At 36.5% G+C, this 12002-nt stretch carries 10 protein-coding genes; 8 read left to right on the top strand and 2 right to left on the bottom strand.

Features of this window, described 5'->3' with window-relative positions; all coding sequences use genetic code 11:
* Positions 1-4: 4 nt before the first annotated feature.
* The 8 genes from nagA to N4T20_RS20375 all read left to right on the top strand — a co-directional run bounded on the left by nagA (position 5) and on the right by N4T20_RS20375 (position 8892).
* Positions 5-1123, top strand: coding sequence for an N-acetylglucosamine-6-phosphate deacetylase (nagA, locus tag N4T20_RS20410; RefSeq protein WP_260670898.1), 1119 nt, complete (start codon positions 5-7; stop codon positions 1121-1123).
* Positions 1124-1143: 20 nt separating this feature from the next.
* Entirely contained in the window at positions 1144-2058 is a 915-nt protein-coding gene (locus N4T20_RS20405) for a DMT family transporter (protein WP_260670897.1), read from the top strand.
* A 168-nt stretch (positions 2059-2226) separates the two neighbouring features.
* Positions 2227-3441 carry a hypothetical protein gene (locus N4T20_RS20400; RefSeq protein ID WP_260670896.1) on the top strand — a complete coding sequence of 405 codons (1215 nt, stop codon included), beginning with the start codon at positions 2227-2229 and terminating at the stop codon, positions 3439-3441.
* A complete protein-coding gene (locus tag N4T20_RS20395; RefSeq protein ID WP_260670895.1) occupies positions 3432-4460 on the top strand; it encodes a hypothetical protein in 1029 nt (342 codons plus the stop codon). Before N4T20_RS20400 ends, N4T20_RS20395 begins: the two co-directional genes overlap by 10 nt.
* Positions 4461-4929: 469 nt before the next feature.
* Complete coding sequence (gene metN, locus N4T20_RS20390) at positions 4930-5961, top strand: methionine ABC transporter ATP-binding protein MetN (protein ID WP_260670894.1); 1032 nt, start codon at positions 4930-4932, stop codon at positions 5959-5961.
* Complete coding sequence (locus N4T20_RS20385) at positions 5954-6607, top strand: methionine ABC transporter permease MetI (RefSeq protein ID WP_260670893.1); 654 nt, start codon at positions 5954-5956, stop codon at positions 6605-6607. The genes metN and N4T20_RS20385 overlap by 8 nt, the downstream gene beginning before the upstream one ends.
* Positions 6608-6713: 106 nt before the next feature.
* The gene (gene metQ / locus N4T20_RS20380; RefSeq protein ID WP_260670892.1) at positions 6714-7526 is read left to right on the top strand and encodes a methionine ABC transporter substrate-binding lipoprotein MetQ; all 813 of its coding nucleotides are present in this window, start codon (positions 6714-6716) and stop codon (positions 7524-7526) included.
* Positions 7527-8112: 586 nt separating this feature from the next.
* Positions 8113-8892: a Ku protein gene (locus N4T20_RS20375; RefSeq protein ID WP_260670891.1), complete on the top strand. Its 780-nt coding sequence runs from the start codon at positions 8113-8115 to the stop codon at positions 8890-8892.
* On the opposite strand, the gene ligD is transcribed toward N4T20_RS20375, so the two are convergent.
* Both ligD and N4T20_RS20365 read right to left on the bottom strand, forming a co-directional pair.
* Positions 8889-11453 (bottom strand): DNA ligase D, encoded by a 2565-nt coding sequence (ligD, locus tag N4T20_RS20370; RefSeq protein ID WP_260670890.1) that lies wholly within the window; start codon positions 11451-11453, stop codon positions 8889-8891. The genes N4T20_RS20375 and ligD overlap by 4 nt on opposite strands.
* The gene (locus tag N4T20_RS20365; protein WP_260670889.1) at positions 11440-11919 is read right to left on the bottom strand and encodes a hypothetical protein; all 480 of its coding nucleotides are present in this window, start codon (positions 11917-11919) and stop codon (positions 11440-11442) included. Before N4T20_RS20365 ends, ligD begins: the two co-directional genes overlap by 14 nt.
* Positions 11920-12002: the final 83 nt, after the last annotated feature.

The raw sequence follows: 12002 nt of genomic DNA, 5'->3' as shown, positions 1-12002 counted from the left end.
AAAAATGAAACAAGCGATTGTAAATGCTGTTGTGCACACAGGCGACGAAATAATTGAAAATGGAACTGTAATTATTGAAAACGGAAAGATTATTTCGGTGCAGAAAGAAATTCCAAATGATATGGAACAAATTGATTTGGGAGGAAAACATCTTTCGGCAGGATTTATAGATATTCAGATCAACGGCGGAGAAAGACTTTATTTCAGCCAGACTCCAAACGAAGAGACGATTCAGGATATTTATGATGCAAGCCTCAAATACGGTACAACGCATATTTTGCCTTGTTTGATATCTTCTTCAAGAGAAACTATTTTAGAAGGAATTGAAGCGGTTCGTTCCTACATGAAAAAGCATAACAATGGCGTTATCGGAATGCATTTGGAAGGACCTTTTTTAAATCCGTTAAGACGTGGCGCACACAGTATGGATCAGGTTAGAAAACCTACCGATGAAGAACTGGATGAAATAATCGAAAAAGGAAAAGATATTATCAAAGTAATAACAATCGCTCCAGAATGTTTTACAGAAGAACAATTAAATAAACTGATCGAAAGCGGCATTACGATTTCAATTGGGCATTCGACTATTACGCACAAAGAAGCGCAGCCTTATTTTGCAAAAGGAATAAATCTGGTAACCCATTTGTTTAATGCCATGACTCAGTTTGGACACCGCGAACCCGGTTTGGTAGGAGCTGTTTTTGAAAACGAAGATGTCTACGCTCCAGTAATTTTGGATGGTGCTCATTGTGATTATGCTGCTGCAAAAGTGGCGTACAAATTAAAAAAAGACAAATTTTTTCTTATAAGCGATGCGACCTTTTTAGGGCGAAAAGTAGCCAATTTTAAATGGGATAATTTTGACGCTCATTTAGAAAATGGTTTTTACAGAAACGAAGATGGCAATCTGGCGGGAGCTACAATATCAATGGCAGAAGCAGTGCAAAATGCTTATAATCATCTGAATGTTTCTGCAGATGAAGCAATAAAAATGGCTTCTACAAGAGTCGCTTCTGCTATTGGCGTGCAAGATAGAGTTGGAAAAATTAAATCTGGTTTTCCTGCCAGTTTTGTCAAATTCAATCCTGATTTAAGCGAAATAGAAACACTTAATTTCTCTTAAACAGACTCATTCATTTTAAAATGGTTAAAGAAAAAAAGCTTCCAATTTTAAGTCAATTAAAAGAATGGAAAATCATTTTTATTGGAATTATTTTCGCTTTTTTGTGGGCATCTGCATCAACAGCCACAAAAATCGGACTTCATTCTGCACAGCCTTTCGTGATTTCTATTTTTAGATTTTTAATTGCTGGAGTTATTATGCTTGTTATTTCACATTTTATAATGGCAAAACGGCTGCCTCAAAAAAAAGAATGGATCCAGATTAGTATTTATGGTCTGCTTAATATCACTTTTTACTTGGGTCTGTATGTGATTGCCATGCAAAAAGTATCCGCAGGTTTAGGGAGTTTGGCAGTAGCAACTAATCCGGTTTTTATTGTTTTGATTTCTGCAGTTTGGTTATCTCATAAAATCAATTTTAAAAGTGTAATCAGTTTAGTGCTTTGTTTTGCAGGTGTTTTTTTAGCGGCCTATCCTTTATTGCAAAGCAGCTTTGCAACTCCCGGCGGAATACTCATTTTAATTGTCAGCATGATGGCCTATTCATTGGGAACCATTTACTATTCGACTAAAGAATGGAACGGATTACACATTCTAACCATCAATGGCTGGCAAACTATAATTGGCGCCCTATTTTTGCTTCCCGCATTAGCGCTTACATACCAATCGGATAAAAATACGTTTAATGCAGATTTTTGGTTTTCGACAGCATGGCTGGCAATTGCAGTCTCCATAGGAGCCATTCAGTTTTGGCTGTATCTTTTAAAAATCAATCCCATAAAAGCTTCGTATTGGCTTTTTCTATGTCCGATATTCGGATTTTTGATAGCTTATTTTATGGTCGATGAACCGCTGACATTGTATACGCTTTTTGGAGTTGCTTTTGTTATAATAGGCTTATACATCAGTTTGTCTTCCAAGCAAATTAAAAAATAATAAACCATGAAAAAATCTTCTCTCAAATACACAATTAAATACTTTTAATGCATAAAAACTATTTTAAATATACTTTAAAATCATACTTTCCTCTCGACAGTCTTGTTTTTAAAAATCATATTTATAGTTTTGTACGATATTTTAACCCCAAACCTACTTTACTTACTGATGAGAAAAAACACTCACTTTTTTGTATTTGCCCTATTGGCAAGTATTATTTTTGGCTGTAGCGACGATGGCGAAAACTACAAGCCCAATTACCTGCCAAGCATAGACGCTTCGGCTTTACCTGCAGAAAACAAGCCAATGACCATGTTTGAAGACAACGAAAGTCCTTCAAAAATGTATGACAAAACAGACCGATGGTTTCGAGTAAACGAGCCGTTTCAAATTATTCAGAAAGGAAAAGATTCCGTGCAAGTTTCGCTATACTCTCCAGTTGGACTTACAGATGTAAAAGTGTACGCTAAACTGCCTAACTACGATAAGAAATTTTTAATTTTTAGCTTTTCAAAAGTTCCTGCTTTTCATCGTTCGTTTCATAAAATTCCTTTAACCGAACAGAAAAATGATTATTTATTAGAAACAGGAAATACGGTAACCATCGATAAAATCGAAGGATTTTCGTCTGGCGCAATCGAGTTCTCAGTAGAATCGGAGGACCCGTTATTTAAAAAATTCAAAAAAATAAAATCCAATCATTTGGTTCAGTTTCATGATGGATACCACATTAATGAAATGGGGAAATTCCTTCCAATGAATCCCGCTCTGGCCAAAGAAGCGATTACCATGATAATCAATTACTCTTATGCGTTGAGCCATCCGCTGTACTATAGCACATTCACCAATTTCGATAAATACAAACAGGAACAGGCAGCTGCTGCAGGAACAGGTATAAATGGCGCCTTAAACTGGCACGGAAATGCAGAAGATGCTAATGGCGTTTATGATTATTATTCTAAAGAAGAAATTGAAAAAATATATTGGAATTACTTAGATAAAAGAACCGTTTGGATGGCAATGGTTGGAGGAGATTCTGCTTGGGGCGGAGGTAATCTGGCATCGCAATGGGAATCGGGTTATGTAACTGGGCATTGGGTAGGTGAAATGTCGGTTTGGTCACACGAATATTCGCATCATATCGGTTTTAGCCACAGCAGCAATCTGGCAAACAGTGGTGAGGGCGGAGGCCAGCAGGAAATGCTTACCAATTTTTATAAATACTTGATTTATTTGAATGATCTTCCGTTTACAGATCCGGAAGTTTTAAAAACGTATGCAAAAACGGCTTATGTAAAAGGAACTTATAAAAAACCAGTATTTACCATTAATCCTAAAAATCCATTTTTGCTAAAATATAAAGGTGAAGGAAAATGGAACTAAAATCTAAATTACACATGAAACATATTCTGCCCCTAATTTTAGCTCTTTGTCTGTTTACCAATTGCAGTAAAGACGATGCAGCATCTAAAGATTACACTTACTATTATCCAACAGATGAAGCTTCGATTACTAACGAAAATATTCCAGGAAGCACAGAAGCATTTGATCCAAAAGGAATCGCGATTTCAAAAGAGAAACTGTATGTTGTGAATGGGAATACTTTGGAAGTTTTTAATGCTCTGACATTGGCGCACATAAAAACAATAAAAGAATATACAAAAGGAGCTACAACAATTCCGTTGGTTAGCCTTACATCAGTTTCTGTAGACAACGGACGCATTTATGTGGGAAGCACAGAATCGAGATTATTTGTTTTTGATGAAACTACAAATGCAGGAATCAGTACGGTTGGAAATGGCCAGTGGTGGCAGACCTTCGTACACGTTTTTGGCGTTGTGGCAAAAGACGGATTGGTATTTGTAAAAGAAAAAGAAAAAAGCATCAAAGTTCTTGACGCTTCTCAAATTACAGAAACAAGCGATTGGAATTTAAAGCCAATTGCGAAATTGAATACTTTAAATGGTTATACCGAAGTGTATTCAATGGATGTCGTAGACGGAAATCTGGTTGTTGGCGGTAGAGATGCAAAAAGTTATCTGCAGTATAATATTGCTAACATTAAAGCCAATGCCGCAAATTCGCTGACAACTCCAATTGAACCAGAAAAAGTGCAATTTGTAGACATTAAGCCAATTGCAGTATCGTTTAGCAAAGATTGGGCAGTTACCTCAGAGAATGTGGGAAGTGCAAATTATTTAAAATTGTACCCAAAAGGAGAATTTATTAAAATGAATTACAAAGCAGTTTTAAGCGCTTCTGATATTTTAGGGAAAAATGCATTTGGAACAATCGTAGGAACAGCGCAGCTTGATGACCGCATTTTCTTGTCTGACAACACCAATAAAAAAATCAGAGTCATAAAAGTGAACAAATCTGTAATTGCAGAACAGAATAACTAAGAAAGTTTTTTTTTGATAAAAAGGGAGCTGTTTCAATTTTGAAACAGCTCTCTTTTTTTATGATATATATCGCTCCTCTGGAGCTTTTCTATGTTTTTTGTTTTTTACTACAAATATTCTGCTCCTCGAGAGCCTTTTTTATATCACTTTTATTTCCCGTAGCTGAAGTTTAAAAATAGAAATAACTCTAGGAGAGCGGCATATTATCTTTAAGAAGTCTATTAAATTGATAGGGAAATAAAAGTTTTGATGATTTATGCATTAAAATTGAAAATAACTATTTAAATTTGCAGTCGCTATGAATAAAGAGAACCAGAAAATGAATAATTGTTATCGTTGCAACATGATGTGTTATGCTGCTGTAATGGTGTTTGTTGATCTGGCTTAATATATAAAATGATAAAAATTTATTTCGAAAAAGCCTTTCAATTAATTTATGGAAGGCTTTTCTGTTTTTAAAACTTAAAAAATGATTGAATTAAAAAATGTAACCAAAACTTTTCATCAGAAAGATAAGATCGTTTCGGCTCTGTCTGATGTCTCGCTTAGAGTTCCTGAGGGGAAAATTTTTGGTGTAATTGGAACTTCTGGAGCAGGAAAAAGTACCCTGATTCGCTGTGTCAATTTGCTGGAAAGGCCGACTTCTGGCGAGATTATCGTTGACGGAAAAGCTTTGATGCAATTGTCAAACGCAGAATTGGCAATCGAAAGAAGACAGATTGGAATGATTTTTCAGCACTTTAATCTGCTGTCTTCCAGAACAGTTTTTGACAATGTGGCTTTTCCGTTAGAATTGGCTGGAACTGCAAAAAGCGAGATAAAAACAAGGGTTTTAGAATTATTGCAATTGGTGGGTCTTGCCGAAAAAGCAAACGATTATCCTGCAAGCCTTTCGGGCGGACAGAAACAGAGAGTGGCGATTGCAAGAACTCTAGCCAATAATCCGAAAGTGCTTTTGTCTGACGAAGCTACAAGTGCGCTAGATCCTGCCACAACTAGATCGATTTTAAATTTACTGAGAGACATTAACAAACGTCTCAATATTACCGTTTTGCTGATTACGCACCAAATGGAAGTAGTGAAATCAATTTGTGACGAGGTTGCGGTAATCAGTCATGGAAAGCTGATCGAACAGGGAAGTGTCGGCGAAATCTTTGCCGATCCGAAACATGAATTGACAAAAGAGTTTATTTCTTCGTCTTTGCATATCGATATTCCAGAAGTTTATCAGCAGAAACTGCAAAAACAGGATGATGGCAATCTAAACCCATTGCTGAAATTGGAAATGACAGGAAAGTCGGTTAATGAGCCTGTTATATCTGAAGTTTCTAGACTTTTTGATACCGATTTCAAAATTGTAAGCGCACAAATGGATCAGGCGGGAGAAGTAAATTTTGGCGTGATGCTAATTGAACTTTCAGGAAAACGCGAAAATTACGATGTGGCGATTCAATATTTTAATTCAAAACACATTAAAACAGAAATTTTAGGTTATGTCTGATTCTCTTATAGATTTATTGTTAAAAGGAACGTGGGAAACCATTGTTATGACCTTTGTATCGGGCTTTTTCGGGTTTTTATTAGGGCTTCCGACAGGAATTTTACTGTTCTTAACCCGTAAAAACCAAATTCTGGAACAGCCAGTTTTAAACAGAACATTGTCGGTTGTGGTAAATATTTTTCGTTCTATTCCATTCATTATTTTAATCGTTTGGATGATTCCATTTACACGTGCCATTGTTGGAACTTCAATTGGCGTTAGTGCGGCTTTGGTTCCGTTGAGTATTGGTGCAGCGCCATTTATTGCGCGATTGGTTGAAAATAGTTTGCTGAGCCTTCCGTCAGGATTAATCGAAGCGGCTAGAGCATTGGGAGCAACTCCTTTTCAGATTGTTTACAAAGTATTGCTGCCAGAAGCTTTGCCTTCTTTAATCAATGCGGCTTCCATTACTTTAATTACCCTTGTCGGATATTCTGCAATGGGTGGAGCCGTTGGAGCAGGAGGCCTAGGGCAAGTGGGCTATCAGTACGGATATATCGGCTACGATGCCGTGACAATGAATTCGGTTCTGGCTTTATTGGTCATTTTGGTATTCGCGATTCAGTTTGCCGGAGACAAATTATCAAAACGATTCGATCATAGATAAAAGGTTTAGTCGAAAGTCGAAAGTCGAAAGTCAAAAGTCAAAAGTCAAAAGTCGAAAGTCGAAAGTGAAATGTTAGAAGTTTAAAAATTAAGAAGATACAATTATTATGAAAAAAAATATTTTAAAAATAGCTGGAGTTTTGGCTCTGGCGCTTGTTTTATCAAACTGCGGAAAAAGTAAAAACAATGATCCCCATTTTATAAAAGTGGGTGTGGCATCAGGACCAGAATTAAAAGTGGCTGAAGCGGCTAAAAAAGTAGCAAAAGAAAAATTCGGATTGGAAGTAGAACTGGTTTCTTTCAACGATTATGTAATTCCAAACGAAGCTTTAAGCCAAGGAGATATTGATGCAAATGCTTTTCAGCACAAGCCATATTTAGACGAGCAGTCAAAACAGAGAGGCTACAAATTGGCCATTATCGGAAACACATTTGTATATCCGATTGCAGGTTATTCTAAAAAAATAAAAAGCCTTTCTGAATTGAAAAACGAAAGCACGATTATTATTCCAAATGACCCAACAAACGGAGGACGTTCTTTACTGCTTTTGCAAAAAAACGGACTATTGAAACTAAAAGAAGGTGTTGGCCTATTGCCAAAAGTAACGGACATCGTAAGCAATCCTAAAAACCTAAAAATTTTAGAATTAGAAGCGCCTCAACTGCCTCGCGCTCTAGATGATCAAAATGTTTCAATTGCCATCATCAACAATACTTTTGCTTCTGCAGCAGGATTGGTTCCTTCGCGTGACGCTTTGTTTGTTGAAGATAAAGATTCGCCTTATGTAAATTTGGTCGTAAGCCGTGAAGACAATAAAAATGAAGAAAAAGTAAAACAGTTTTTACAAGCTTTTCAATCTCCAGAAGTTGAAAAAGCAGCCGAGCAAGAATTTAAAGGCGGAGCGGTAAAAGGCTGGTAGTTTTTTGAGTTATGAATTATGAGTTATGAGTTATGAGTTTTGCTAAACTTGTAATTCATAACTCATTTTTTTTGTTCTTTATGCATATATTCAAACATAGCCCGTGGTTTCAACCACGGGAACGCGATGGCGTTCATAATTTATATTTTTTCTGTCCTATCTTCATATACATTCAAACATAACCCATGGTTTCACCGCGGGGAAATGCGATGGCGTTCATAATTCATATTTTTTCTGCTCTCTCCGCATATACATTCAAACATTACCCGTGGTTTCACCGCGGGGAAATACGATGGCGTTCATAATTTATATTTTTTCTGCCCTCTCCGCATATACATTCAAACATAGCCCGTGGTTTCAACCACGGGAACGCGATGGCGTTCATAATTCATAATTTTTCTGCCCTCTCCGCATATACATTCAAAGATAACCCGTGGTTTCAACCACGGGAACACGAGGTATTCATAACTCATAACTCATAATTCACCACTCACAATTCACAATTATATAAAACAATCCTTTGATTTTGTAAGGTTTACGTTTTTTAGTTGAATTAAATTTAATGTTCAATTTTAATACAAAAGCCATGAGATCAATTTGGACAGGTTCGGTAAGTTTTGGATTAATTAATATTCCGATAAAAATGTTTTCGGCGGTGCAGGAAAGCAGTTTGGATATGGATATGCTCGACGCGAAAGATCATGCCAATATCAAATTTAAGCGTGTCAACGAAAATACAGGCAAAGAGGTAGATTATGCCAACATCGTAAAAGGGTATAATCTGGAAGGCAAATACATTATTTTGGAAGATTCCGATTTTGAAGCCGCAGATGCCATTAAAACCAAAACAATCGATATTGAAAGTTTTGCTTTCGAAAAAGAAATTCAGAGCATTTACTACGAACAGCCCTATTATCTCGAGCCCGACAAAGGCGCCATGAATGCCTACGGACTGCTTCGCGATGCTCTAGAGGCTTCAGGAAAAGTTGGCGTTACGAGATTTGTTTTAAGAAACAAAGAAAGTCTGGCCATTTTAAAACCGTACAAAAATGTTATTGTTTTAAATAGAATTCGTTTTGAACAGGAAATTCGAAGTGCGGACGAATTAAAGCTTCCGCCAATGTCCAAAAAATCGACAAAAGAAATGGATATGGCAGAAAAATTAATCGATCAGCTGACTGAGAAATTTGATATTTCAGGTTTTAAAGATGAATATACCGCCAAGCTTTTGGACATCATTAAAAAGAAAGCCAAAGGAAAACTGCAAAAAGCAGCTCCAAAACTAAAAGTTGTGCACAAACAAAGCGATGATTTAATGGAAATGCTGAAAGCCAGTTTGGAAACCAAAAAGAAAAAATCGTCTTAACTGCTCGGACTATTTTCTAGTTTGTGAATAATCTTTTTAATATTGGCGCCTTTTGATAAAACAGGTTTCCATAAATCGCCTTTTTTCTCAAAACGCTTTAATGCATTTTTGATGGTAAATTGCGACGGATGCAGTTTTTCATTCACTTCACTCCATTCCAAAGGTGTAGAAACTGTAGCACCAGGTTTTGGGCGAACAGAATACGGCGCCGCCAAAGTTTGCCCGCGTCGGTTTTGCAAAAAATCGATATACAATTTGCTGTTTCTCTTTTTAATGCTTCTATCAACTGTAGTAATATCGGGAAGTCTAGATTGCACTTCTTTTGCAATTAATTCACCGAGAATTTTTATAGAATCATAATCGTACTGTGCACCTAGCGGAATGTAAATGTGCAGCCCCGAAGCGCCTGAAGTTTTGCACAGGCATTCGGTTTCCAATTCGTCCAAAACTTCTTTTACCATCAAAGCAGTTTTTACGACTTGTTTAAAATCATCTTTTGCAGGATCTAGATCGATTACCAGCCAATCAGGATTCTGAATATGTTTGATGGTCGAATTCCACGGATTCATTTCTATGCAGCCTAAATTTGCCATATAAAGCAAGGTCTCTTTGTTGTTGCAGATGAGATAATCGATATCGGCATTGTTGGATTCTGAGAAGATTTTTTTTGTTTTAAGCCATTTCGGAATTTTATCGACATCAACATCTTTCTGATAAAAACTGGGCGAATCAATTCCGTTCGGAAAACGGTTCATCGATTCTGGACGGTCTTTCAGATACGGAAGAATGAGTTCTGAAACTTCGTCATAATACTGAATAATATCGCCTTTTGTGATGCCGTCTTTAGGAAAATAAACCTTATTCTGATTGGTAAGATGCAATACCGTTTTGCCGATTTTCAGATCAAAATCGTTCTCTGTTTTAATCTGTGCTTTATTTTTTTGCGCTGTTGTCATTTCTTCTGGGTTTGATGGTGCTGTGCTATCATTTTTAAAAGACAAAAGAACTTCTTTCGCTTTTTTATCCATTCGTGTTCCGAGGTAAACGGGATGCCTTAAATGCTGATCTTGCGTCCACTCTGAATATTTAACCTGACAAACCACTTTTGGCTGTACCCATTGGATTTTATCCCGTATGTGGATTTTCTCCTCAAGGGGAGATTGGTCAGTAAAATAAGGTTCTAATTGTGTAAAAAGATCTTTCAAAATGGCCTCTGTAAAACCTGTTCCGCATTTGCCAATATATTCTAGTTTCTTGCCATTATATTGGCCAAGGAGAATAGCGCCGAAATATTTTCTCGAATTTTTAGGTTCTGTAATTCCGATAATTATGGCTTCTTCTTCGTTTGCGGTTTTTATTTTGAGCCAGTTGGCGCTTCTTCGGTTTATCGTATAAGTGCTGTCGGCTCTTTTGGCAATTATGCCTTCTGTTTTATTCCTAACGGCTTTTTCAAATTGTTTAATTCCGTCTCCTACCGTATGTTCAGAATAAAAAACATTGGAAAAAGGATATTTGTTAAAAAGAATTTTAAGCAGTTCTTTTCGTTCTAAGAGAGACAATTCGGTAATGAGATTTCCATCCAGATTCAACAAATCAAAAACATAATATTTCAGATTCCCGATTCCGGTTTTCATGTAGTTTTGAAGCAATTGAAAATCGGCTCTTCCAGCATCATTTTCCACTACAATTTCTCCATCGAGCACTACAGTATGATCGATCTGTTTTAATTCGTCGGCAATGGGTTTGAAATTAGCATTAAAAGAAATTTCGTTTCTGCTGAACAAATCTGCCTGCTGGGCATTGATTACAGCAATAGTTCGGTAGCCGTCATATTTGTTTTCGAAAATCCATTCGTCATCATCAAAAGGTTTTTCGCGTACGCTGGCAAGCATTGGTTTTATAAATGCAGCTATTTCAACTTTCGGATTAGGCTTTTTTTTTACTGCTTTTTTCTCAGCCGTTTTTTCTTCTGTTTTTGGAGCCAGTTTTTCAGCTTTTTCAATCAATTGTTCCAAACTTCTTTTAGAAATAACCGATTTATTTTTTTCTAAAATATCTTCATCAGAAGCATATTTGTCATTTTTTTTGATCAGCAGCCAGGCATTTTCCTGTTTTCCGTGCAGTTTGACTAATGAAAATTCGCCTTTCAGTTTTTTGCCTTTTAAAATAAAACTCAAGCGGCCTTTTGCCAGATCGGCCAGCAATTGTTTTTCGTCAGAATCAGTTTTTTCGTCAGAAGTATACGTTCCGTTGTCCCAGACAATTACATTTCCTGCGCCATAATTTCCTTCTGGAATTGTGCCTTCAAAATCTTTATAGCTGTACGGATGATCCTCGACCATCATGGCGAGACGCTTTATTTCTGGATCCATTGACGGACCTTTTGGCACTGCCCAGCTTTTTAAAACACCATCCATTTCTAACCTAAAGTCATAATGAAGGTGAGACGCGGCGTGTTTCTGCACGACAAAAATCAATTCGCTAGCCGATTTTTCGATTTTTCCTTTCGGCTCGCGAGTTTGTTTAAAATCTCTTTTCTGGTTGTATTTAGACAGTGACATAAGCTTTTAGAAGTATTAAAATGCTAAGTATAATAGAGTAAAGCGCCGTTGCAGTAATTGCAAAAATAATATGGGCAAAGAACAGCTGAATGTAATAACCTTTAAAATCAATTGGGGGTTGATGATCGGTCATTTTAAATATAAAGATCCAGCTGAGTATGCCAATTACACCACTGATAACGCCTAATATAAGCGCACTGAGTGGCGAAATTGGTAAAATATTCTTTACCCATACTATGTGATATCCCATAACAAATAGAAAACCAATACTATAATGTATCAGCCATCCCCATGTTTTCTGTAATTTTTCAGAAAGGCTGATATTTGTTTTTCTTAGAGCAAAACTCAATAGAACAGGTTCTTTATACAATTCTCTAAAGTTTTGAGACATCGCGTAACTAAACCAAGTCATGGCCGATGTAGCCCCAATGGCAACTAAAATTAATTGTATGATGATATAGATCATAAACACCTTTTTTGAATTTAAACTCTATTTCAAAGTTACTTTCAAAAAGGGTTTTCCTGTTATAGGATTAAAAGATGTAATTA

This window comes from Flavobacterium sp. TR2, assembly GCF_025252405.1.
GTDB lineage: Bacteria > Bacteroidota > Bacteroidia > Flavobacteriales > Flavobacteriaceae > Flavobacterium.
Note: the sequence above shows the minus strand (reverse complement) of the source record. Positions and strands in the feature narration are given on the sequence as shown.

Bases quoted from the DNA above. Each gene is read 5' to 3' on its own strand.
- nagA (WP_260670898.1), top strand. From the start codon at position 5: ATGAAACAAGCGATTGTAAATGCTGTTGTGCACACAGGCGACGAAATA.
- N4T20_RS20405 (WP_260670897.1), top strand. From the start codon at position 1,144: ATGGTTAAAGAAAAAAAGCTTCCAATTTTAAGTCAATTAAAAGAATGG.
- N4T20_RS20400 (WP_260670896.1), top strand. From the start codon at position 2,227: ATGAGAAAAAACACTCACTTTTTTGTATTTGCCCTATTGGCAAGTATT.
- N4T20_RS20395 (WP_260670895.1), top strand. From the start codon at position 3,432: ATGGAACTAAAATCTAAATTACACATGAAACATATTCTGCCCCTAATT.
- metN (WP_260670894.1), top strand. From the start codon at position 4,930: ATGATTGAATTAAAAAATGTAACCAAAACTTTTCATCAGAAAGATAAG.
- N4T20_RS20385 (WP_260670893.1), top strand. From the start codon at position 5,954: ATGTCTGATTCTCTTATAGATTTATTGTTAAAAGGAACGTGGGAAACC.
- metQ (WP_260670892.1), top strand. From the start codon at position 6,714: ATGAAAAAAAATATTTTAAAAATAGCTGGAGTTTTGGCTCTGGCGCTT.
- N4T20_RS20375 (WP_260670891.1), top strand. From the start codon at position 8,113: ATGAGATCAATTTGGACAGGTTCGGTAAGTTTTGGATTAATTAATATT.
- ligD (WP_260670890.1), bottom strand. From the start codon at position 11,453: ATGTCACTGTCTAAATACAACCAGAAAAGAGATTTTAAACAAACTCGC.
- N4T20_RS20365 (WP_260670889.1), bottom strand. From the start codon at position 11,919: ATGATCTATATCATCATACAATTAATTTTAGTTGCCATTGGGGCTACA.